This window comes from Desnuesiella massiliensis (assembly GCF_001403615.1).
GTDB lineage: Bacteria > Bacillota > Clostridia > Clostridiales > Clostridiaceae > Desnuesiella > Desnuesiella massiliensis.
The window spans coordinates 614,490-639,489 of the sequence record NZ_LN879457.1 but is presented as its reverse complement, the minus strand read 5'-3'; the positions used below and the strand labels follow the sequence as shown (position 1 = coordinate 639,489).

19 protein-coding genes and 1 pseudogene are annotated in these 25,000 nt (G+C 32.5%); 5 read left to right on the top strand and 15 right to left on the bottom strand.

Translation table 11 applies throughout. The annotated features are described in order from the left end of the window. Positions 1–286: 286 nt before the first annotated feature. The 3 genes from BN2665_RS20970 to BN2665_RS20960 are packed head-to-tail and all read right to left on the bottom strand — an operon-like array spanning position 287 to position 3,791. A complete protein-coding gene (locus tag BN2665_RS20970; protein WP_055669064.1) occupies positions 287–670 on the bottom strand; it encodes a DUF6262 family protein in 384 nt (127 codons plus the stop codon). 12 nt (positions 671–682) lie between these two features. Then, complete coding sequence (locus BN2665_RS20965; RefSeq protein ID WP_055669063.1) at positions 683–2,569, bottom strand: tyrosine-type recombinase/integrase; 1,887 nt, start codon at positions 2,567–2,569, stop codon at positions 683–685. Between the two features lie 4 nt (positions 2,570–2,573). Beyond that, positions 2,574–3,791, bottom strand: a complete 1,218-nt coding sequence (locus BN2665_RS20960; protein ID WP_055669062.1) for a tyrosine-type recombinase/integrase — start codon at positions 3,789–3,791, stop codon at positions 2,574–2,576. Between the two features lie 304 nt (positions 3,792–4,095). Here BN2665_RS20960 and BN2665_RS20955 point away from each other — a divergent pair, with 304 nt between their 5' ends. Both BN2665_RS20955 and BN2665_RS26750 read left to right on the top strand, forming a co-directional pair. Then, positions 4,096–5,079 carry a DUF4349 domain-containing protein gene (locus tag BN2665_RS20955; protein WP_055669061.1) on the top strand — a complete coding sequence of 328 codons (984 nt, stop codon included), beginning with the start codon at positions 4,096–4,098 and terminating at the stop codon, positions 5,077–5,079. 173 nt (positions 5,080–5,252) lie between these two features. Then, positions 5,253–6,699 (top strand): IS1182 family transposase gene (locus BN2665_RS26750; RefSeq protein WP_423229879.1). Its coding sequence is split into 2 segments (ribosomal slippage): positions 5,253–5,836 and positions 5,835–6,699, totalling 1,449 coding nucleotides; the frame shifts between segments, so codons are not numbered across the junction. 53 nt (positions 6,700–6,752) lie between these two features. On the opposite strand, the gene BN2665_RS20945 is transcribed toward BN2665_RS26750, so the two are convergent. Further along, on the bottom strand, positions 6,753–7,430 hold the full coding sequence (locus tag BN2665_RS20945; RefSeq protein WP_055669060.1) for a hypothetical protein: 678 nt from the start codon (positions 7,428–7,430) through the stop codon (positions 6,753–6,755). Positions 7,431–7,695: 265 nt separating this feature from the next. On the opposite strand from BN2665_RS20945, the gene BN2665_RS20940 reads away from it, so the two are divergent. Continuing rightward, entirely contained in the window at positions 7,696–8,931 is a 1,236-nt protein-coding gene (locus BN2665_RS20940) for an aminopeptidase (protein ID WP_055669059.1), read from the top strand. Positions 8,932–9,132: 201 nt separating this feature from the next. On the opposite strand, the gene BN2665_RS20935 is transcribed toward BN2665_RS20940, so the two are convergent. The 5 genes from BN2665_RS20935 to BN2665_RS20915 form a co-directional block, all read right to left on the bottom strand. Further along, positions 9,133–9,918, bottom strand: coding sequence for a PhzF family phenazine biosynthesis protein (locus tag BN2665_RS20935; protein WP_055669058.1), 786 nt, complete (start codon positions 9,916–9,918; stop codon positions 9,133–9,135). 218 nt (positions 9,919–10,136) lie between these two features. After that, positions 10,137–10,553: a MaoC family dehydratase gene (locus BN2665_RS20930; protein ID WP_055669057.1), complete on the bottom strand. Its 417-nt coding sequence runs from the start codon at positions 10,551–10,553 to the stop codon at positions 10,137–10,139. 9 nt (positions 10,554–10,562) lie between these two features. Continuing rightward, the gene (locus tag BN2665_RS20925) at positions 10,563–11,936 is read right to left on the bottom strand and encodes a GntP family permease (RefSeq protein WP_055669056.1); all 1,374 of its coding nucleotides are present in this window, start codon (positions 11,934–11,936) and stop codon (positions 10,563–10,565) included. Between the two features lie 28 nt (positions 11,937–11,964). Further along, on the bottom strand, positions 11,965–13,521 hold the full coding sequence (locus BN2665_RS20920) for an acyl CoA:acetate/3-ketoacid CoA transferase (protein ID WP_055669055.1): 1,557 nt from the start codon (positions 13,519–13,521) through the stop codon (positions 11,965–11,967). Positions 13,522–13,843: 322 nt separating this feature from the next. Next, positions 13,844–15,571 carry a sigma-54 interaction domain-containing protein gene (locus BN2665_RS20915; protein ID WP_055669054.1) on the bottom strand — a complete coding sequence of 576 codons (1,728 nt, stop codon included), beginning with the start codon at positions 15,569–15,571 and terminating at the stop codon, positions 13,844–13,846. Between the two features lie 172 nt (positions 15,572–15,743). Here BN2665_RS20915 and BN2665_RS20910 point away from each other — a divergent pair, with 172 nt between their 5' ends. Then, positions 15,744–17,459 carry an ABC transporter ATP-binding protein gene (locus tag BN2665_RS20910; RefSeq protein ID WP_055669053.1) on the top strand — a complete coding sequence of 572 codons (1,716 nt, stop codon included), beginning with the start codon at positions 15,744–15,746 and terminating at the stop codon, positions 17,457–17,459. 80 nt (positions 17,460–17,539) lie between these two features. Here the strand turns inward: BN2665_RS20910 and truA are convergent, their stop codons facing one another. The 3 genes from truA to BN2665_RS20895 form a co-directional block, all read right to left on the bottom strand. After that, positions 17,540–18,286: a tRNA pseudouridine(38-40) synthase TruA gene (truA, locus tag BN2665_RS20905; protein WP_074042376.1), complete on the bottom strand. Its 747-nt coding sequence runs from the start codon at positions 18,284–18,286 to the stop codon at positions 17,540–17,542. Between the two features lie 202 nt (positions 18,287–18,488). Beyond that, on the bottom strand, positions 18,489–20,153 hold the full coding sequence (locus tag BN2665_RS20900; protein ID WP_055669052.1) for a ribonuclease J: 1,665 nt from the start codon (positions 20,151–20,153) through the stop codon (positions 18,489–18,491). A 134-nt stretch (positions 20,154–20,287) separates the two neighbouring features. After that, positions 20,288–21,151: an arginase family protein gene (locus BN2665_RS20895; RefSeq protein WP_055669051.1), complete on the bottom strand. Its 864-nt coding sequence runs from the start codon at positions 21,149–21,151 to the stop codon at positions 20,288–20,290. Positions 21,152–21,268: 117 nt separating this feature from the next. Between BN2665_RS20895 and BN2665_RS20890 the strand changes: the two genes are divergently transcribed. After that, positions 21,269–21,805, top strand: coding sequence for a CGNR zinc finger domain-containing protein (locus tag BN2665_RS20890; protein ID WP_055669050.1), 537 nt, complete (start codon positions 21,269–21,271; stop codon positions 21,803–21,805). 46 nt (positions 21,806–21,851) lie between these two features. On the opposite strand, the gene BN2665_RS20885 is transcribed toward BN2665_RS20890, so the two are convergent. From BN2665_RS20885 to BN2665_RS20875, 3 genes and pseudogenes are all read right to left on the bottom strand, one after another. Beyond that, the gene (locus tag BN2665_RS20885; protein ID WP_055669049.1) at positions 21,852–22,955 is read right to left on the bottom strand and encodes an ABC transporter permease; all 1,104 of its coding nucleotides are present in this window, start codon (positions 22,953–22,955) and stop codon (positions 21,852–21,854) included. Continuing rightward, positions 22,955–24,076, bottom strand: a complete 1,122-nt coding sequence (locus BN2665_RS20880; RefSeq protein ID WP_055669048.1) for an ABC transporter permease — start codon at positions 24,074–24,076, stop codon at positions 22,955–22,957. Before BN2665_RS20880 ends, BN2665_RS20885 begins: the two co-directional genes overlap by 1 nt. Before the next feature lie 102 nt (positions 24,077–24,178). Next, positions 24,179–24,841 (bottom strand): annotated as a pseudogene (locus tag BN2665_RS20875) (ABC transporter ATP-binding protein); the annotation flags it as partial. Between the last annotated feature and the right edge of the window lie 159 nt (positions 24,842–25,000).

Here is a 25,000-nt window from a genome sequence, read left to right as displayed (position 1 = left end):
TATTTACAGTTTGATTCACTGTATAGCGTTCTAAAATATTAAAGAATTAAACAATTAACTTTTAATTACATCAACTTCCGATTATAGACATAATAACTATACCCACTCATTCTCTTTAATACCATTATTCTACAAATACATCTTAATTCCTTCAAAAAAGTTATAGCTTATAAAAAAACGCACTAAGCATACTTAAAACTTAATGCGGTTACTCATTAATAGTATAAATGCTATATCTATCATACTTAATTTAATATTCATTTCATGTACTATGAGCTTAAAAAGCCTACCTTCTAGCAAGATGTCCCAAAAGAATAGCATTTTCTTCTTTTAATCTTACATTTTCTTCTTCTAGCTTCCGAATTCTCCTCTTCATAGATTGAATTAATGCGTTTTGTGATTTTTCACTAATTCTCTTGTTTTCTGCTTCAACCCTTATTTTATTATTCTGATGAATTATGGCCTCATTGATAGGCTTTAGCAAATCATCTTGAAATGAATATAAGAAAGTTTTACTTACTGCTGCTCTCCTACAAATTTCATGCTTTGTTATTGGTTTATTTAGAGCAATTAATTGATTTAGTACTGAGAGAACTGCATTTTTCTTTTGCTCACTCTCCCGTTTTTTATACTCAACTATTCCTTTTGTATTTGGCTTTGGATTTCCCATTTTAAATACCTCCTACTTATAAAAGTCTTTAGCTGCATCAAATATTTCACCCTTAGTTATCTTTTCTAAGGCAATGGTATAAAATTTAACCACTTTATCAAATTCTTCAGCTTTTTCATAAAGTCCCATTTTAACTGCATTATCTCTATGTACAGTTTCACATTCTATAGTTTCTTTTACTGCCTGTAAGTGTCTTGGATAAATCTTTTTCTTAATACAAGTCTTGCAGGCCATATGTGGGCATGAGGGTATCTTATATGGATGTTCACAACAGCCATCTCCAAGTTCAAATACTGCAAGGATTTTATTTTTAACCCATTTGTTATCATATAGTTCTTGAGGTTCTGGAAGATTTTCCTTTATATCTGCGGCTTCTGATTTCATGAGCTTTTCTTTAAATTCTTTCTTCAATCTACCTTGATAAACCTTAATATACTGTTCGGTCATAGCTACTGAAGAATGTCCTAAAAATTCCTTTACAGCATATATGTCTATACCCGCATCAATCATTTCTGTTGCAGCGGTATGCCTGAATTGATGCGGAGTTATATTGTAAATTGCACCATCGCCATCTATTAAAGGTATTCCCTTGCAAATATTAGGTAATATTCTCTTTTGAAACTTAATATAAGGTATTACTTCTACAATATCTTTACCCTCTTTGTCTATTAACTTTTTACCTTGCCCCTGCCCCCTGTTATCAAATTTAATCTCTCTAAACAGATATTTATACCCATCTGGCGCAGGTGGAAGATTTCTTACTCTTTGTTTCTGTCTCTTAATTGCTCTTTCAACTATATTTCCATAGGAAGTTACATCATTAAGATGTGCTAGAGGTATAATTAAATCCTTAGGTATTTTTCCAATACGGTGATCAATATATAGCTGTGGATCACCATCGGCATCATATCTCAAACAATCTTCCCCACTATTATCAGCTAATAAATGGACAATATCCTCATATCTCCTTCCTGTATACCTTATTACAATTATCATATCCCAATACTGTGGTTGAATTAATGGCGTAACCTTATCTTCTTCTAAAAGGGGAACAATAGTATGTTCAATATACTCATCCATTTGCCTTTTAACATGAGGTTCTATTGGTCTAGGTAAGGTAACATTTCCTCTCGGTATATCATGGCTTATAATTAAGTTATCTATGGAAGAATTTTTATCCCATCTATTATCACTTATGTACTTAAACATGCTTCTCATCAAAGTTAGGCATTCCTTTTTTGCATCATTACTGCAATTCATATTAAAAACTATTTTTTCAATATGTTCTTCCCTTGTTAAATCTAAAAGAGAATTTACTTCTGGAAAAAGCTCCTGCATAGTCTTGAAAAAGTACATAATCTTACCTAAAGCCCATTTGTAAGTTGCTGGCTTCCAATTTGAAAGCATATTTTTAAAGTATCTTTTAACTTGATTTCTAATAAACTGATTTTGTATCTTACGGAAATCTACAATAAATTCACTCGCTGCAGGTTGTCTGGGATACTCCTCAAAAAGTTTACGCATATCCCATAAATCATTTTCTAAATAGCTTTGTCTTTGTTCTGGATTTTTAATAAATTCAACTTCACTATGTGGAGGATATGGCTTATTTTTAAGCCTCGTTTCAACTCCTATACTCTCCAACAAATTAACATATCTCTCATCCTTTAATGCCCGATACCAAGACCAATCGTTCTTATACCCTGCTAATGAGATTATCTCTAGATAGGTTTTTTCTCTGTTTGCAGGATCTTGTAAAACCTGAAATATTTTTTTCTGTGCCTTAGTCATCCATGAGGTATCCATATTACCTAATGGAAAACTAATAATATCTTCTATATAATTACTTGAGGATTTAGACTCAAGTAAAGTTTCAGATCTTTCTTTAACTAAATACATTGTGTTATTCTCCCTTTACTTTTTCTTTTTTATATAGTCTTATATATTCATACTTATAATCTTCCTTTGTTAAGTGAGCGTATATTTCCATAGTAGTAGTTACATTAACATGACCTAATCTTTTTGAAATGTACTCCCAGTTGATATTTTCACCTCTTTTAATATATTCTTGAGCAAGTTCAGTAACATGTGTATGCCTAAGTTGATGAGGATGAATATTAATTCCAAGCCTTTTTCCATAATATTTAAAGATAGAATCCAAAGTAGATTTCTTCATAGGCTTACCATTTTCCAAAGCCTTTTTACTGTTTATTACTACAAATAAAAGATCATGATTTGGATTACTTTCTATCCATTCACTGCTGATATAACGATCTATTAGTACCATTAAGTCAGCAGGTAGGTGTACAAATCTATCCCTACCGTAGCCACACTTCGCTCTTGCATTGTTAATATTATCTGATCTGAATCTTATCCAAATTCCTTGTTCAGCAAAGTCTATATCTTCAAGCCTTATACCAAGCAACTCTCCAGCTCTAAGTCCCCCTTCTTTCAGGATTATAAGTATGATTTTGTCTCTAATGCTCTTAACACTTTGAAGTAATAATTTAAACTCTTTCTCTCCTATGATTTTAGAAATTGTAACAGGCACTTTAGATTTTAAAGTATTGACTTGGATAGACTTTCCTCCTTTTGTGTGAATAAGCGGATTTTTATCCATTATACTGGATGCTACTGCAACCTTCCTATAAATCACAGGGTTTTCTTTTATACGATTTGTGGCTTTTAACCAAAGGTACAGAGAACTTACCATATTTATTATTGCATTAATTGTTCTTACTCCAAGGTTACTGCCTTCGGGATAATATGCTGTATTATCGAGAGTTTCAATATTTTCATAAAATCTATAAGGATTCTTCAGCCACTGTTTGAACTTAACCAGCACTTCAGGTCTTCCTTCCAAATCTATAACTGTTAAATCATTCATATATAAGAATACCTGGAAGTACCACAATAAATAGCAATACGTTCTTATGGTATTAGGCGATACTTCTCTCGTTGCTTTACTTTGTATCATATCTAGATATTCTTTTATCACAGGAATAAACTCGTAATTCTCATCTACTAGATAATACATACTCCCCTCTTTCGTTATAGCCTCTGCAACCTCTACCTTTTCTCCCCAAATTCCTCTTGATGCTTTTTTACTCCCTCTTGCCATGCTCCTTCCTCCTAGCTTCCTCATAATTATCAACACTTACTATACTTATCTTTGATTATTATCTACATTTATTAAGTAATTTATGATAAAAAAATAGAGCAAGAAAAATCTTAGCTTACTTTTCTTACTCTAAAAATCTATCTATTTTTAATTCGAATCCCCTTATCTCCACCAAAAAATACCAAGGTTTTTATAACACCTTGGTATTTTTTTATAATACCTTTTTTCAGAATAATCGTACTATTGATATATAAAGATCATTTCTTCTTTAGATGCATAGTATAGATTTTAAGGGGGCTTAAATATGAAAAAAAGTTTTATTAAAGTATTATTTCCTTTACTTTGTATTACCTTTTTAGTTTTTAGCGGCTGTGGTAAAAAAAGTGCTAACATTTCTTCTGGCAATAAAGCCGAGCAAGGTGCACCTCCCAGTTATGACACTGCCATAAAAGGTAAGCAGGACTTAGCCAATACCAAAAGCGATAATAACCTTTCTAATAATACTAAAGAAGAGTCTAAACAAGCTGAAGGTGTAAGAAAAATCATTCAAACTGCTAATTTAGTTATGGAAACTAAAGAGTTTGATAAAACAGTAAACTTTATTACTGATTCTGTCACCAAAGAAAGCGGATATATACAAACTTCAGAAATCACTGGAGGTAAAAGTCCAGAAGGGGATTACAAAGGAAATAGAACTGCGCATTTTGTAGTAAGAATTCCTAAGGACAAATTAAAAGCTTTCTTAGCCTCTTCAGAACCTTATGGAACTATATTAAACAGTAAGATTTCTGGAGATGATATCACCTCAAATTACTTTGATACGGAAGCTAGACTTAAAACCTTAGAGATACAAGAGGAAAGACTTCTTACTCTGCTTAAAAAGAGTGAGAAAATCGAGGATATAATAGAATTAGAAAAAAGATTATCTGAAATAAGATACCAAATAGAAAATCTCACAGGCACTTTAAAAAAATGGGATAATCTTATTGAGCTTGCTACTGTAGATATATCCATCAGAGAGGTTCAAGAATTAAAAGCATTAAAGGATAAGCCTCAAGGCTATGGAGACAAGATTGTTAGTACCTTTAAGGATTCAGTGTCCTTACTATATTCCATGTTAAAGAATCTTTTATTGGCTGTAATAGCCATTATACCCTATGCTCTCTTAGGGGCATTAATATATTTATTAATAAGAAAATTTATAAAGAAAAAATTAAAGCTTCCTTCTATAAAGGCTAAAACAGATAACCCTCCCTCAAAGGACGGCTTTGATGATAAAGATAAATAGAGCTTATGCTATTTAATCGTAAATATAAACACTAGATACCAGGTATCTAGTGTTTATATTACAGACTGCTGACAAACATATTTTGTCAGCAGTTTTTTCTTTGAGCAAAAAGGATTTTTAATATTCACAGCGAATTATATTTATAGTAATAAATAATAGTAGGGGTAGATACAATGATAAATGAAAGAAATAATTCGCAAGGTGAAATTGAAGTAGTTATACTAGAAAACTTAGTTCCTAAAGATCATCTTTTGAGACAAATAGATAAATATATAGACTTTTCGTTCATAAGAAATATTGCAAATAAGCTTTATTGCTTAGATAACGGAAGACCAGCAATCGATCCAGTAGTTTTATTTAAAATGCTATTCATTGGATACTTATATGGAATTCGCTCAGAGCGCCAGCTTGTAAGAGAAATAGAAGTTAATGTAGCTTATAGATGGTTCTTAGGTTATTCTTTAACTGAACCTATACCAAATGCTTCAACTATTAGTCAAAATCGTAGAAGGCGTTTTCGCGATAGCGATATAGATCAGCAAATATTTGATGAAATTGTGCGCCAAGCTATAAAATATGGATTAGTAAGTGGAAAAATACTTTATGCTGACTCTACCCATATAAAAGCTAACGCCAATAAGAACAAATTTGAATTAGTGCAAGTTACAGTAGAACCAAAAGAATACCTAGAGGAATTAGATAAAGATATAAATGAAGATAGAGAGGCTCATGGTAAAACTCCGCTAAAAAAAAGACCAAATACCAGAAAATAAATCTATAAAAGTTAGCAAAACAGATCCTGAAAGTGGGTATATGGTTAGAGACAATAAACCAAAAGGTTTTTTCTATCTTGACCATAGAACTGTTGATAGCAGAGAAAATATAATTACAGATGTACATGTAACTCCTGGAAATGTTAATGATGTAGAGCCTATAATTTCTCGCGTAGATGTTCAGAAGAAAAAGTTTGGCTTTGATATAAACTTTATTGGGTTAGATGCAGGGTACTTTACCAATTTAGTTTTAAAGAAACTAATAGCTAGAAATATTAAGCCAGCAGTAGCATATAGATTAGGACCACATACAAAAGGGATATATACTAAAACCTTCTTTCGCTATGATAAAGATGAAGATATATATTATTGCCCTAACAATATGTGTTTAAAATATAAAACCACTACTCGACAGGGATACAGAGAATATATATCCAACGCTAGGAACTGTAGCTACTGTTCTTTAAGTGAAAAATGCTTGTCTCCTAAATCTCAAATAAGAGTTATTAGAAGGCATGTTTGGGAGGAAGCTAAAGATATAACTGTTGAAGTTATGAGAACAAATCAAGGAAAACAAAGTTACAAGAGAATAAAAGAGACCATTGAGCGTAGTTTTGCGGATTCAAAAAATATCCATGGACTACGCTACGCTCGTTTTCGCGGTCTACGTAAAGTTCTAGAGCAGTGTTTATTAACAGCTGCTGTTCAGAATATGAAAAAGATAGCTAGGGCGTTAGCCCTAACTAAATTGAGTATTAGTTTCCATATGTATAACTTAATTGCTAGCTTAATATATATAATTTACGCTACAAACCCCAGCCTATTAAAAATAAGATGGGGTTTGTAAGCAACCTGAAATATAAACACTAGATACCAGGTATCTAGTGTTTATATTATTAACTATACCTTTTTTGCTTTCTTTCTATTTTGAGAATTAAAATCAAAATCTAATATCTCACAAATTCCATCACCGGAGTCAGTAATTAGCGCTATGACCAAAATAAAAATAACAGCAAAGGCGCCATAATGACTTATGCTTATAATAAACCACAAATCATAGTTTGTAATTTTAGCCATAAGTAATGCTATTAGATAGGATATATATAACAAAGTTGAAAATAAAATATTACTATATAGAAATATATTGTTATTCCAGCTTATATAACACCAAATTAATATACCTCCACAAATAATAAAGCTAATTATAAATATCCATTTATTATAATCATAATATTTTGTGAAGTTAGCACTAATAATTAGTAAGGCTGCTAGAATTATAAAGGTCAGTAATATATATGTTAACTCTAAGTTTATTGATTTATATATATAAAAGGCCCCTATAGAAAATCCAATAGCTATAGAGTTCATTATGGGAGTAATTGCTCTATATTGATCTTTTTTCTTTGTAATAAAATATACTGGTATGCTTAATAAACATAGGATTAATGCCGCCCCAAGCACTTTTAAATCTTTTATAATCATTACACTGCTAAATATACCTATACACATGATGATCATTGATATTATATATAGCTTTAAAGTCTTATTTACCCTGTCATACAATGCTGTTATGTCCACATGTATCCCTCACTCTCCAAATAATATGATTCTTTATATTATATTAACATTTCCATATAATTCACAAAATAGTTAATACATAAACTATACATTTTAACCTATGACTTGTCATTATAAATGCTTATTTATTTTAAATTGCTAAATAGATAATATTTTAAAAATATATAATATTTAGTTAAAAAGTATATTATTTTTTTATAAAATTAGGTAATATTTAAATATAGAACTTATTTATAAAAGCTATATTATATAAAGGAGTGTTCTTATGGATAATAAAGAAACTTTACTTAGAAAATATGCTAAGTTAGCAGTTAAAACCGGTATAAACATTCAAAAGGATCAAACTCTTGTAGTGATGTCTCCTATCGAATGCGCGCCTTTTACAAGAATGATTTCTGAGGTGGCCTATGAAGAAGGTGCTAAAGAAGTTGTAATTCACTGGAATGATGAGCTTTCTGCGAAGGTTAAGTATATGAAGGCTTCAGATGAAATCTTTGATATATTCCCTGACTGGCAAAAGGAATCCCAACTTTATTATGCTAAACAAGGTGCTGCCTTCTTAAGTATATCTGCTTCGGACCCAGAGCTTATGAAGGAAGTAGATCCAATGAGAATAGCTAGATTCCAAAAGGCTAGACAGATAGCTCTAAAGGAATTCAATCAAAGACTTATGAGCAATAAAAACGCTTGGTCTATAGTATCTATTCCAACAGCGGCATGGTCAAGTAAAGTATTCTCTGGAGTATCTCAAGAAGAAGCTATAGAAAAGCTTTGGGAGGCTATATTTAAAATTGTTAGGGTAGATAAGGAAGATCCTGTAGAGGCTTGGAATATACATAAGAATAATTTAAAAGAAAAAATGGATTTCTTAAATTCAAATAATTTTAAAGCTTTGCATTTTAAGAATTCTAAAGGTACTGACTTAATAGTGGAACTTCCTGAAAATCATCTTTGGGTTGGTGGAGCAGAATATACTTCTGAAGGTGTAGAGTTTATTGCTAATATGCCTACAGAAGAAGTTTTCTCACTGCCAAAGAAAACAGGAGTGAATGGAGTGGTTGTTAGCTCTAAGCCATTAAACTATGGAGGTAACTTAATAGATAATTTTGAGTTAACCTTTAAAGATGGAAGAATTGTTGATTTCAAGGCAGAACAAGGCTATGACACCTTAAAGCACTTAATTGAAACCGATGAGGGATCTCATTACTTGGGAGAGGTGGCTTTAGTACCTTATGATTCTCCAATTTCTAATTCAGGAATAATATTCTACAACACCTTATATGACGAAAATGCTTCTTGCCATTTTGCTATAGGCAGAGCATACTCATTATGCTTAAAGGATGGAGACAACATGAGTGAAGAAGAGCTTGAAAAAGCAGGAGCAAATAGTTCTTTAGCTCACGTAGATTTTATGATAGGTACTTCTGATTTGAGCATTTTAGGTATGACAAAAGAAGGTAAAGAAGTTCAAATATTTAAAAATGGCAATTGGGCCTTTTAATAAAAAGACGACGAAAGTCGTCTTTTTGAATTCACAGTTCACAATTATGAGATATTTTTCTCCGTTACTCTACGAAAAGTCTTATATCATATTTTTAAGTTGTCTTTTCCACTTTTAAAAAAAGCCTTGGCTAAGCATTAGCCAAACTTTACAAATTCTCTTCATTGTGAATTGTGCTCTGTGCATTGTGCATTAAAAAGGCTATTCTAGTAAATTCCCACAAAAAACTGTAACTACCTTGCCACCTAAAAATACCCTATCCCCTTCTAACTTTACTCTTAAAGTCCCCCTTCTTTTGGAAGCTTGAAAAGCAAAAAGTTCCGGTTTTTTTAGTTTTTCTCCCCAATATGGTCCAAGACAGCAATGAGCAGAGCCTGTTACTGCATCTTCATTGATGCCTATGGCTGGAAAAAAGCATCTTGAAATAAAATCATATTCCATGTGTTTTGAAGCCACGGTTACCAGCACTCCTCTTGATGGAAGCTTAGAAAGTATTGAGAAATCTGGCTCTAGGGATCTTAATTCTTCTTCAGAACCTACTTCTACTAAATAATCGAATCTATTTTTTCCAACAAATATAGGTTTCACTTTAAGGGCTTCAATAAGTTCTTTAGGAGCTTCTATTTCCCTAGCCTCTTCTCTTGGAAAGTCCAGTTCAATCCATCCTGTTTTTAAATTAGCTCTTAGCTCACCACTTTTAGTATAAAAAGTAATTTCTTTATCTAAAGAAACATGGCCATTTTCCCATAATATATGGGCACTGGCCAAGGTAGCATGACCGCATAGTTCTACCTCTGTTTCTGGAGTAAACCATCTGAGGTTATATCCCTCTTGCTCCTTTATTAAAAAGGCCGTTTCAGATAAATTCATCTCTCTTGCCACATTTTGCATCCACTGATTTTCTTTTTGCTCATCTAGTATACATACCGCCGCTGGATTACCTGAAAAAGCTTTATCTGTAAAAGCATCCACTTGAAATATTTTCATTGTTCTATCACCCTTCTTTCCAAAAGATATTTTGTGAATATTCTGAAACATTTACTCATTTTAACTCTATAATAAGATTATAGTTGTTAATTTATAAAAAGTCCATTTAAGTCTTGAGGTTTTAGGGTGACAAAAAGTAAATGGCTAATTACAAAAAACTACTAGAGTTCACATAATGAACCCTAGCAGTTTTATAATAAATCCTCTAAAGAACCAACTTATTTAGGCGGCATTACTGTAGCTACTCCATCAATAACTACTTTTCCATGCTGATTTATACATTGTGTCTTAAGCCTTATTCTATTCTTTTCCTCAACTATTTCAATTACTTCTGCCTCTGCCTTTATGGTATCTCCAATTTTAACTGGAGCTAAAAACTTAAGCTCTTGCCCCATATATATAGTGCCTGGCCCTGGCAAATACATACCTAGTACTGTAGATATGAAGCCAGATACCAATATACCATGGGCTATACGTTCTTTAAACATGCCTTGTTCTGCCTCTTTTTGATTAATGTGAGCAGGATTTAAATCTCCTGTGATACCAGCAAAAAGATACACATCACTTTCCCCTATGGTTTTTTCAAAAGAAGCCTTATCTCCAAGGTTTATTTCTTTTATAGTTTTTCCTTTCATATTATCCTCCTACGCTATTCCAAAGCTAGCAAGAATTAATGCTACTATCAATGAAGCTATTGGAATAACTACTGATACCATTCCTATATCTAAATAAGATTCTTTATGAGTCATTCCTGTAATTCCAAGTAAAGTTATAACAGCTCCATTATGTGGTAATGAATCTAACCCTCCGCAGGCTATAGTAGCTATTCTGTGTAGAGCCTCTGGATTGATTCCCATTTGTGTTGCCATATCCATATAGGTCTTACCTAATGCCCCTAGTGCTATACTCATCCCACCTGAAGCAGAACCAGTTATACCTGCAAGTATATTAACAGAAATAGCTTCTGAAACTAATGGATTTGAAGATATACCCATTATGAACTCTTTAACTACTACAAAGGAAGCTAAGGAAGCAATAACATTGCCATATCCTACTTCTGATGCAGTATTTAATATTGGAAGCATGGATCCGAATACACCTTTATTAACGCTGTCTTTTAAATCTGTAAATCTCTTTATGTTTATTACTATAGCTAATATGATCGCAGCCACTAAGGATATAATTAAGCTCCATATTCCCGCTACCTTAGATAGGGAAGTATTATAAGGTGCCTTAGTCAAGTAATCTGCTTTCATTCCTGGGAAATAGTATTTTGAAAGAACATAGTTTAAAACTAATACAAGTAATATAGGTACTAATGCTACTATAAAGCTCGGAAGCTTTGAATCATCAAATTTCTTTATATCTTCTTTATGCTCACCATAACCTTCTCCAGCGGCCATAGCCTTTCTAGCTCTGTAATTTAGCCATAGAACTCCTAGCCCAAACATCATAAGTCCAGCTACAGTACCTAGTATAGGTGCTGCATAAGCATTGGTTCCAAAGAAAGGCATCGGGATAGCATTTTGTATTTGTGGTGTTCCTGGTATAGCAGTCATAGTAAAAGTAAAAGAACCAAGTGCTATAGTTCCAGGTATAAGTCTTTTTGGAATACCGGCTTCTCTAAATAAATGAGCTGCTACAGGGTATACTGCAAAAGCAACAACGAATAAAGAAACTCCACCATAAGTCAATATAGCACAAGCTAAAACTACTGCCATTATAGCTCTTTGTTTACCTAATTTATTTGCTATATAATGAGCTATAGATTTAGCACTACCTGTGTCCTCCATGATCTTACCAAAGATTGCTCCAAGTAAGAATACTGGAAAGTATTGTCTTAAATAGTTAGCCACATTACTCATAAATACTTCTGAGTAAGTTGGTAAAAGTGGTGTACCTCCTGCAAATATTGCAGCTACTAATGCTAATATAGGTGCTAACAATAATACGGTTACGCCTCTATAAGCAAGATACATTAATAATGCCAATGATAATATGATACCTAAAACACCCATTTTCTCTCCTCCTTATAATTTAATAAATTTATTGGAATTTTAAATTCATGGGTTCCTCATTAAAGATTCTGCTGTCCATTTCCTTTAGATTTTCAGCCACTAATGGTTTAAAATCCATTTGAGATAATATTTGAGTTTCAATATCCACTCCTGGAGCAATCTCTGTTAATAACAATCCATCCTCTGTGAGTTCAAAAACAGCTCTTTCTGTAATATATAAAACCTTTTGACCAATTTCATTTGCATATTCACCACTAAAGGTAATTTGCTCTACTTTTTCCATAAACTTTTTAGATTTTCCTTCTTGTTCAATTACTAATTTTCCTTCTTCTACCTTTATCTTTAATTGTCCTGCGGTAAAGGTACCGCAATATACAACCTTTTGAGCATTTTGAGTTATGTTAATAAATCCTCCACAACCTGCTATCTTAGGACCAAACTTACTAACATTTACATTTCCCTCTTTATCACATTGAGCTAGTCCTAAGAAAGCTACATCTAATCCACCACCATCGTAAAAATCAAATTGGTAGCCTTGATCCACAATACATTCGGGGTTTATAGCAGCTCCAAAGCTCAAGCCTCCTGCAGGAATACCCTTTATTGGTCCTGACTCAATGGTAAGATGCATACTATCTCCTAGTCCTTCTTCATTAGCGACAAAAGCCACTCCTTCTGGCATTCCTATACCTAGATTAGTTATGGCATCTGGAATTAACTCCATAGCTGCTCTTCTTGCTATGATCTTTCTTTCATCTAATTCCATCTTATCTAAGCTATTTACTGGCACTTTTATAGCTCCAGTATAAGCTGCGTTGAATTGCTCTCCAAAGGTTTGCATATGATTTTCTGGTTTAGATACCACTATAGCATCTACCAAAATTCCAGGTAACTTCACCATTCTAGGATCAAGAGTTCCGCTCTTTACCACCTTTTCTGCTTGTATAATCACTATACCTCCAGAATTTTTAGCAGCTTGAGCCATAGATAGAGTATCAAGGGTAACTGCTTCTTTTTCTAAAGTAGCATTTCCAAATTCATCTGCATAAGTTACTCTTATTAAAGCTACATCTATAGGGAAAGTCTTATAAAATAAATATTCTTTTCCTTTTATCTCTATAAGCTCTACTATATCCTCCTTTGTTACTTCATTTATTTTCCCTCCATCTACCCTTGGATCTACGAAGGTCTTCAAACCAACATGAGTAATATTTCCCGGTTTTTTAGAAGCAATATCTCTAAATAAATGAGAAATAACACCTTGTGGCAGGTTATAAGCTTCTATTTTGTTCTCTATAGCTAACTTTTGAAGCTTAGGTGCTAATCCCCAATGTCCACCTATTACTCTTTTTACTAACCCTTCATGACCTAGATGATTTAATCCTCTTTCCTTGCTGTCGCCTTGTCCCGCTGCATATACTAAAGTTAAATTAACTGGTTTTCCAGTTTCTAAGAATCTTTTCTCTAAAGCAATACTCAATTCTTCTGGATGAGCACTTCCTATAAAACCACCAGTAGCTACTACAGAACCATCTTTTACTAAAGCAAGGGCTTCTGCTGCTGACATTATCTTTCTCTTGTCCATAAATACTCCTCCTTTTTATAAGAATAATTATCTGTAAATGTTTACATTATTTTATATAGCAATGTCCATGCCATATAAAATAATAAAAAAGTTATTAAACCCTTGATTATTTGTTAAGAAAAAGCAAAAAAAGTCATTGAATTATACATTTCAATGACCTTATTGTACGGATTTACTTACAATTTTTCTTATACATTTTATGAAGTTGTCAGCTTTTCCTTACAGTAATCGTAAGCAGTGTAACTCTTGTACGATTATGCTTACAAAAACAGTTAATATTAAATGTTTACTTATAATAAATATATAAAGTAAAAAATATTTTTTACTTTTCTACCTCATTTTTTAATAAATCAAATTTTTCTAGCTTTTCGTAGAAGGTAGTTCTGCTTATTCTGAGTAGCCTTGCTGCCTTGCTTCTATTTCCTTTAGATATCTTTAAGCTTTCTAAGATTGCTTTTTTCTCCGCCTCTTCTAATATCTGTTGTAAGCTCTTATTGTTAATAATTAATTCTTTTTCCGATATATTATGAGGTAAATGGTTAACTGCAATCTCTCCCCCAAACTCTGCTACATTTACAGCCCTTTCTATTATATTAGAAAGCTCCCTTATATTTCCTCTCCATTCATAATTATATAAGCAGTTAAGAGCTTCCTGTGAAATATCATCTATATACTTTCCATAGTTTATAGAATATTTTTCTAAAAAGTGAAAGCTTAATTCTTTAATATCTTCTCTTCTTTCTCTTAGAGGAGGTATATTTATATTTAATACATTCAATCTATAATATAAGTCTTGTCTAAACTTCCCCTTTGCCACCATATCTACTAAATCCTTATTGGTAGCGGCAATTACCCTTACATTTATATTTCTGCAATTACTTCCACCTAATCTTTCTATTTCTCTTTCTTGTATAACTCTTAAAATTTTTGCCTGCATATAATAAGGCATATCCCCTATCTCATCAAGAAATATAGTTCCTCCATCCGCCAGCTCAAACTTTCCTAGTTTCCCACCCTTTTTGGCCCCTGTAAAGGCTCCTTCCTCATAACCAAAAAGCTCGGACTCTAACAGATTACCAGGTATAGCCGCACAATTCACCTTTATAAAAGGAGCTTTTCTCCTTTTACTGTTATTATGTATAGCATGGGCAAACAACTCTTTTCCTGTGCCGCTTTCACCCATGAGTAAGACATTAGAGTCTGTACTAGCAGCCTTCATGGCATACTTCTTAGTTTCTTTAATTTTTGTACTACTGCCAAGAATGCTATCAAAGCAATATTTTGCCTTGTTTATATGCTTTATTTCACCTTTATATAACTCTAAGGTTTTTTCCATATTATTAATTTTTTTATACAGTATATCAAACTCTCCTAGGTTCCTAAATATAACCTTCCCTACAGCCCCTACAACCTTTCCCTGCTCTTTTATAGGATATCTTGAAGCAATCATATACCCATCCTTTACCTTTTGAATGTCACAGATTTCCTCTAATCCTGTTTCAGCCACTATATGCATTCTAGTATTTTCTATTACTTCTGTAACATGCTTTCCTACTGATTTTTCTTCATCTACTCCTAAAAAGTTTGCATAAGGTTTGCTTATATAAGTTACAAGGCCTTTTTTATCTACTGTTATAACCCCTTCATAAATGCTTTCTAATATGTTGCTTAGCTCAGAGGTATGTTTTTTTTCTTGGTCTAATTCCTGAGATAGCCGAATATTTTCAGATATGTCCTGAAATAAAGCCATAGCCCCTATTATATCTTCATTGTCCTTTATAGGAATCCTATGGGTCATGATGCTTTTGCCCTTTATATGTATTATTTCATCTTTTTTTACTTTCCCATGGTTTATTACGTTGGGCAAATCGCTGTTTTCAATTATATCTAAAACACTTTTCCCTATAACCTGCTCTTTATCTATATTTAATATTTTTTCTGCTTCACCATTAAAGATTACTATTTTTAATTCTTTATCAACAGCAAGTACAGCTATTTTAAGCATAGAAACTATGGAATCCAATGCTTTTAAATAATATTTTCCCTCCATGTTCTCCTCCCCAATATTTACTATGTAAGTTAATATTCTTCAAAAGCTTTATAAATCCTTTTGAAAAGTAAACTTTTAAGGCACAGAAACTTATTCTGTATATTATATTAATTCATAATTTATGATAAAATATTATATTATAATTTACAGAAAAGGAAAGGTAGGGATTGGGATGTTAAAAAAATTTATTTCCTACTATAAACCCCATATGAAGCTATTTTCTTTAGATCTTCTGGCGGCCTTTGTAGTAGCGTTATGTGATCTATTTTATCCCATGGTCACAAGAGAAATCATAAATGATATAATTCCAAACGGTAAGATGAGATTGCTGTTTGTGTGGGCTGTGGCCTTATTCGGCATATATGTGCTTAAATATTTCTTAAATCACTTCATTCAATATTGGGGACATGTTGTTGGAGTTAGAATGCAGGCTGATATGAGAAAAAAGATATTTAATCACCTGCAAAAGCTTCCTTTTTCATTTTTTGACGAAAATAAAACAGGGGTTATAATGTCAAGAATAATAAATGACCTTATGGAAATATCTGAATTAGCTCACCATGGGCCGGAAGACTTGTTTATATCAGGTATAATGATAATAGGTTCTTTTATATTACTATGCTCAATAAATGTTCCTCTAACTCTCATTGCTTTTGCTTTCATTCCTGTACTTGTATTCTTCTCCATGAAGAAGAAAGTAGCCATGGAAAAAGCTTTTATGAAAACAAGAGTTAAAGTTGGAGAGCTTAATGCCAACCTAGAAAATAGCATAGCTGGTATAAGAGTTTCAAAAGCTTTTACAAATAAAGAGTATGAAAACGAAAAATTTGAAGAAGGAAATACGGATTTCGTATCTGCAAGACAAGATGCTTATAAATCTATGGCGGACTATTCTTCCGGCATGAACTTCTTCATAGATATTCTAGATCTTATAGTTTTAAGCGCTGGTGGATATTTTGTTTATAAAAAATATATAAACTTCGGTGACTTTGCTGCTTATCTTTTGTATATAAAAATGTTCATGGCACCAATTAAAAGATTAATTTCTTTTATAGAGCAATACCAATCTGGAATTACAGGTTTTACTAGATACCTTGAACTTATGGAAGCAGAGCCTGAAATAGATAAAGAGGGCGCCATAGATTTAGGCAGCGTTAAAGGACAAATTGAATTTAAAAATGTAAGCTTTAAATATGATGAAAATACTCATATCCTAGATAACTTAAGCTTTAATCTGGAAGCTGGAAAAACCTTAGCCTTAGTTGGTCCTTCCGGCGGAGGAAAGACAACTCTTTGTAATCTGATTCCGAGGTTCTATACCTTAGACTCAGGAGATATATCCGTAGATGGGAAAAGCATCTATGATGTTACCATAGAATCCTTAAGACGTAACATTGGGGTAGTTCAACAGGATGTATTCTTATTTACTGGTACCATAAGAGACAATATACTATATGGTAATCCGGATGCCTCTGAAGAAGAGGTAATTAAAGCGGCAAAGCTTGCTAATATACATGAGTTTATACTTAGTCAGCCAAAGGGCTATGACACTTATATAGGAGAAAGAGGAATTAAATTATCTGGTGGACAGAAACAGAGACTTTCTATAGCTAGAGTATTTTTAAAAAATCCTCCAATTTTAATATTGGACGAGGCTACCTCAGCTCTAGATAATGCTACAGAATACTTAATTCAAAAATCTCTAGAAAAGCTATCTAAAGGAAGAACCACTATAGTGGTAGCTCATAGGCTTTCAACCATAAAAAATGCCGATGAAATAATGGTATTGACCGATAAAGGTATAGAAGAAAGAGGTACTCATAAAGAGCTGCTACAGCTTGGCGGTATCTATAGTGAACTAAATAAGAATATTGATAAAGCTTCTTAAAATTAAAAAACCTAGTGCTATATAGACAATAGCATTAGGTTTTTGCATGTTTTATGTTAATTATTATTTTTTACTGTATTCTAATATTCAATACTTTTTAAGCATAAACCCTTTGCCTGAGCTATAGGTCCCGCCTCAGATCTTTTCTTTTGGTTTAATATTTTTTCTACACCTAAAGGACTAAGCTCGCCTTTACCTACTTCTAAAAGGGTTCCTACAATGATCCTTACCATATTTAATAAGAATCCATTTCCATTTACCTCTATTTCTATCATATCCTGATTTTCTTTTATTTCTATGTAGTTAATAGTTCTAAGAGTAGATTTAGTGTTAGGTTTTAAACTAGTAAAGCTCTGAAAGTCATGAGTTCCTATTAAAACCTCTGCTGCCCTTCTCATTTCATTTAAGTTAAGGTTCTCATCTGTATGATAGACAAACTTTCTGTTAAACACATTCCTAAATTTGCTATTGTTTATTCTATACACATAGGTCTTTGACTTTACATTATATCTTGCGTGAAATCTCTCACTAGTATCCTTCATGGATTTTACTACTATATCTTCAGGTAAAAATTCATATAGATAATTAAGCATGGTATCTATGCTTAAGTCACAATCAGTATGAAAATTTGCTATATAGTTTTCAGCATGTACCCCTGAATCCGTTCTTCCACAGCCTATTAGCTGAATATTTTCTCCTGTCATTTTAGATAATACATTTTCTATTTTATCCTGTATAGTAGAAACACTGCTATCCTTATGATTTTGCTTTTGCCATCCCTTATATCTAGTTCCATCATATTCTATTACCATTTTTAAATTTCTCATTTAGTACCACCTTTGATTCTTATTGATTTTTAGTTTTTCATCAATATATTATATCTTCTATATTAAAATAAAGCTATTATAATTGCAAAATTCCCTACTTAAAGAATTAGGCATCATAAAAAAATAACTAGTCAGTCTACTCGTATATTTGACTAGCTATTTTTTACAATGCCTTAAGTAGGGAACTTCTCTATTGTTAAAATTATATTTCCATGATTATAGGAAGAATACTTGGCGTTCTTTTTATTTTTTCATATAAAAACTTCTCCAGAGATTTTTTTATACTAGCCTTTAATACATAGATTTCAAGGATTTTATTTTCTAAGCAATCCTCTAACTCTTTCTTTGTAATTTCCTTTATTTCATTAATCAAAGCCTGAGATTCCTTTGCATACACAAAACCTCTGGTGATTATATCTGGACCTGCTATGATACTATGAGATTCTTTTTCTATAGTAACAACTATAGTGAGCATACCATCTTGAGCTAGGTGCCTTCTATCTCTAAGCACTATATTACCTACATCTCCCACTCCAAGGCCATCTACAAACACAGCTCCCGTGCGGACTCTTTCAGATATTCTAGCCTCGCTGCTTGATATCTCTAAAACATCTCCAGTATCTAAGGTGAAAATCTTATCCTCATCCATGCCTAATTTATGTGCCAAATCAGCATGATGCTTCAAATGTCTATATTCACCATGAACAGGCATAAAATATTTAGGATGCACTAATGTATGGATTAGTTTTAACTCTTCTTGATAGGCGTGACCCGATACATGCACTTCTTCTAAAGCTTCATAGATTACATCTACACCCTTTTTAAATAACTGGTTAATTACTCTAGATATCATCTTTCCATTTCCAGGAATAGGAGATGCAGAAATAATAAACAAGTCCTTTGGCTCAACCTTAATTTTTCTATGAGTGGAAAAGGCTATTCTAGATAGTGCAGACATAGGCTCTCCTTGACTTCCAGTGGTTATTATGGTTATCTGTTCATTATTGTAATTACCCATTTCATCTACACTTATAATCTGTCCTTCAGGTATATGAAGATATCCTAAATCCATGGCTACCTGAGATATGTTTTCCATACTTCTTCCACTAAATACTACCTTCCTCCCATACTTCACAGAAGAATTTACTATCTGCTGCATTCTTGCTATATTTGAAGCAAAGGTTGCTACAATAACCCTACCTGGAGCTGTAGAAAAGATCCTAGTTAAGGTCTCTCCTATAGCTTTTTCTGAAATAGTATGACCAGGGCGTTCTACGTTGGTACTATCAGCCATAAGTAGCAGCACACCTTGTTTACCTAGACTAGAGATGCGCTCTAAATCCATTACTAGCCCATCTATAGGAGTGTAGTCTATTTTAAAATCCCCTGTGTGAAAAAGTACCCCTACTGGTGTATGAATAGCCAGACAGCAGGAATCCGATATACTATGAGTATTTCTTATAAACTCAATTTTTAAATTCTCTATTTCTATCACATCTCCAGCTTCTACACCATTAAGCTTACAATCTGACAGCATATTATGCTCTTTCAATTTATTTTCAACTATTCCTAAGCTTAATCTGGTGCCGTAAAGCGGTACATTTAATTGTTTTAACACATAGGGTAATGAACCTATATGATCTTCATGTCCATGAGTTATAAAAATACCTTTTACCTTATCCTTATTATCTAATAGATAGCTTATATCAGGAATTACTAAATCCACACCATACATCTCTTCCTCTGGAAAGGATACTCCACAGTCTATAACAATGATTTCATCTTTATATTCAATGGCTGTTATATTCTTTCCTATTTCTCCAAGTCCGCCTAAAGGAATAACTCTTACACTACCTTCATTTCCCATTAAATCTACTCCTTTGTTTTTTCTTTTATTTTGCCTTATAGTGCAAGATTTAATTCCTTGATTAACACATCTTAAAAAAAATAACTAGTCAGCGTATTATACATCTGACTAGTGTTTTTCCATAAACTGGGTTGTTAAACAAATTTATACTTCGCTTTTAAAGCCTCAGCTAATAACTTAGTTACCTTATAAGCCTCATTTCCTTCTAAATCTTTTATAGCTGAAAATTCAGTAACTTCTAATCCTACCACTCTACTATCAGAAATAATAGTAGCCAAAAGCAGTTCTAACTCTTTAATCTTCATTCCCTTATCACTAGGTGAATAAACTGCATAAAGTTCTTCCTTATAAAGAACATCCAAGTCTAAGTGTATTATTACCTTGGCATCAGAAGGAAGAGACGCTAAAATTTCTTCAGCTGCATTCTTTATACCTTTCTTACCAATATAATCAAGAGAATATAGAGGCATATCTTTTATAACTTCTCCCTCTTGATGATGTCCTACTACTCTTATATTTCTACCATGGAATTCACTTGGTTTATTAAAAAACATATTTTCATTAGTAAGAAACCATAAACCCATAGCAGCGGCTCCAATAGACTTGTCCACTGAAGGCTTTACCGTGTCTAGATGTCCATCAATGGCTATTAAATGTGTTTTATCTCCATATAGGCTATACAATGCATTTACAGTTCCTGCAACAATACTGCAATCTCCGCCTAATATTAAAATAAATTCTTCTTTACCAAACCACTGATAAGAGGATTTACATATTTCTTCCCAGACAATCCTAGGTGCAGGCCAATTTCGAATAGGTGCTATATTGTGCCTTGGCATGTAGCTAGGTACTGCAATGTCTCCTAAATCTTTTACCTCTATACCTTCTTCTTTCAGCAACTCTATTAAGCCTGCTTTTCGCATGGCTTCAGGCGCTGCCTCTGTTCCAGAGTATAAAGCTCCTGCAAAGCTAGGAATACCAACCACTTTTATTTCCATAAAACCCCTCCATTTTCAGTAACCCTTAATATTGAATTTTAATAGTTACTATACTATAATTTGAATATATCACCCTATATTGTAATTGTCAATAATGATTTTTGGAGGTTACACGTCATGGATTTTATTTGTTTTGATTTAATCAATAGCCAATGGTATGTTTCTCATGACTCTATAGAGCCCCTTGGTACCAAATACTGGATAGATAAATTTCTTACTAAATGGGGGTTCAATAATTTAGAAATGCCTTCCTCTTACCAAGTTAATCAACTTGTGGATTTACGAACTTTATTAATTAATATTTTTAACGAATGGAAGGAACATAAAAATATATCAAAAGAACTTTTAGATAAACTAAACATTTATCTTTCATTGTATCCAGTTTTTAGATCTATAGAGAATGAGGATCATAAGCTTAAATTAGTCACTAAGCCCATGAACTATAGCTGGGATTATATCATAAGCGAAATAGCATTATCCTTTGCAGAATTACTGCTTGATACTCAGTTAAATAATATAAAAATTTGTGAAAATCCTGAATGTAAATTCATTTTTTACGATAGGAGTAAAAATCATACTAAGAGATGGTGCTGTGACTCTTGTGGAAATTTAATGAAGGTTCGTAGATTTAGAGCTAAGCAGAAGAACCTTTAAATGAGTTCTTCTGCTTTAATTTAAGAAGCGTCTTACACTTCACATTCTAATCATTGTTCCTTAATTTTCTTACAGATAATATTAGAAGTATTACTGTTAGTATAGCTAAGAATAGTATATTGTTTATAACATAGGATAAGCTTTCTCCATATAGGATCTCATTGCTAGCCACATTAATCCAGGTAGTAGGTATGAATTCTGATATGGTTTTTAAGAAATTAGGCATTATATCTCTAGGCCAGAAGCAGCCGCCAAGCATGGCAAAAGGTATATTAACAAGGGAGCTTATAGCTCCAGATTGCCTTAAATCCTTGGAGTTAGTGGATATAAATAAACCTAAGGACACAGTGAATACTGCAAATATTATAAATAATATCAGTATTTCAAAAGGTCTATCTCCTAAGTTAAACTTAAACATATATTTCATCAATACAAAGAACAATATAACTTGAACTACAGATACTGTTAAAAAGCTTAGTAGATTTTCTACAATGTATCTTCCCCTAGTTAAAGGAGTAGTAAAGTATCTTGTAAATAGATTTTTTTCTTTATCCTTTATAAGCATATTGGTAGTGGAGGTAGTTAAAAACAGCATATTCATAACTATAAATCCAAGAGCTGCTGCGGTTTTTGACTTATTTCCCACTCCCTTATCCACACTTTCATATTGAACCTTATGACTACCTTGTTCATAATAGCTAAGACCCTTATAGAATTCTTCCTTGCTGCCTTTTGACACGGAAGCTATCTTCTTTACATTATTTAAATAGCCATCTAAAGAAAGTTTTATGGACATAGCTGCATTTCCTTCTTTTACTTCATAGCTCTTTAAAGCAATATCTTTGCCAGCAATTAAGTCCTCTGTAAAACCTTTTGGTATAACTATGGCGTAATCAGTTTTATTATCCACCAAGTTTTTTTGGATGTTTTCCTCATTATCTAGAATCACTTTTCCTTTAGCTTTTATATTGTCTATAAGCTTATTTGAAAGCTCTGTACTATCCTTATCCACTACAGTAACCTTTAATGGCTCTGTTCCGTTAGAGCCTGAAAAAGCTATAACCATAAATATTAGAGGTAAGATTACTACAAATAATATATTTACTTTATTCCTAAATAGTCTTTTTAGATTTGTTAAATAAACTGTCATTATTCTATGTCCCTCCTTCCAGCAAGCTTAGCTCCTATAAATAATACAAAGGTTAAAATCCATATACCTAAAATGCTTAAAAATATCTCATTGGAAGCTCCTCCATAAATACTTTTAAATATAGCATTTTGAGCCAAATAATTTGGTGTTATACGAGATAACTTTCCTAATAGCCCCTGACCAAAATCTATCTTTACAAATCCGCCACCTAGGAAGGTAAAGATAGGCACTAAAATATTTAAAAGAGCTAACCCATATAAACCTTTTTTAGTTATCATGCAAGCAAATATTCCAAGCATAGTAGACATGATAGCTAAAGATAAAGCAGTTATGAATATAACCGGTAAGCTGTTCCCAAAATTAACTTTAAATGCAAATCTAGATACCACAAGTAAAATTATAATCTGCCATAGAAGGGTAAATACTACTCCTATACCTTCTCCTAGAAACACCTGCCAAAGCCTTACAGGTGCTGATTTAATTCTTCCTCCCACCACACTATAGTAATCTTTGTCTATAGCAAAGTTAGCATAAATAGCTCCAAACATTATAATCATTATGAGCATAGTTATAGCATAATAATCTGTAGCACTAGGTTTTTTCCCTGAAATAGTTATTACCTGTGAATCTATATTATTAGACTGCTTTATAGAAAAGTCTCTAGTTCTTAGCTTAGCTAGAGCTTCAAAGCTATTCGCCTTATCAGCATAAGCATCCATTATATTCTTAACTATAGATACCTTCAAGCTATTGTAATCACTACCAACTACCTTAAATTTACCTTCAATGTTCTCATCATATATAACCAAGGCCTCGTATTGCTTTTTTTCAATAAGCTTCTTTCCTTCGTCTATATTCTCTATTTTAGTAGGTTTTATAATATCAGAAAGTTCCTTTAGGTTTATAAAATTTTCAAAATTCTCTCCGCTAGTTCCACTAGCATTATTAACATATAATACATTTATTTTTCCTATATTTTTAGCAGCAAAATCCTCACTATTTCCTAAGGCATTGCCTAATATGGCTATTAAAAGCACTGGTATTATAAGCATAGACACTAAGGATTTTTTATCCCTCATATATTGAATTATTCTATATTTAGCTATGGTAAGAAAATTCATGGTTCCATACCTCCTTTAGTCTCTCAAGTTCCTTCCAGTTAAGTTTAGGAACACCTCTTCTAAGGTAGCCTTTTCTCCGTTTTCCTTATTAACAAGGCTCTTTAGCTCTTCCTTATTCCCTCTTGCTATAATCTTTCCATGATCCATTATGCAAATATCTGTGCAAACAGCTTCAATCTCCTCCATATAATGAGAGGTATATATTATAGTTGAACCTTGTTCATTTAATTTCTTGACAGTTTCTAATATATTATTCCTAGACTGTGGATCAATGCCAACAGTAGGTTCATCCATTATTATTAGTCTTGGCTTATGAACAATGGCACAAGCTATATTCAATCTTCTCTTCATACCACCAGAGAATTTTGTTGGAAAGTCATCTTTTTTATCCCATAAGCCAACAAATTCTAGGGTTTCCTTTACAGCATCCTTTAGTTTTTGTCCTCTAAGACCATATAGCTTTGCAAAGAAGGTCACATTTTCATAAGCGGTTAAATCCTCTACTAAAGCTAAATCCTGAGGTACTACCCCCATGTGCTTCTTAATATAAAAGGAATCTTTTTTAATTTCCTTGTCAAAAATTTTTACGTCACCACTGAATTTAGTATATAGACCACTTAAAATACTTATGGTGGTGGTTTTTCCAGCCCCATTAGGTCCTAGAAAACCAAAAACCTCTCCTTCTTTTATGTTTAACTCATTAATATCTACTGCTTTAAAATCTTTATAACTTTTCTCTAAATTTTTAATGCTTATTATCATAATAAAGTCCTCCTTTTTTCTGAACACCGTTCAGCTAAATTCATAAAAATAAGACTTTTACTTTGTCTTGTTTTTATTTTGCTCCTTTCAATAATTATTATCAAATAGTATTTAGTATTAAATATTCTTATTATATAAGATTAAACCCTTTACATAATCACT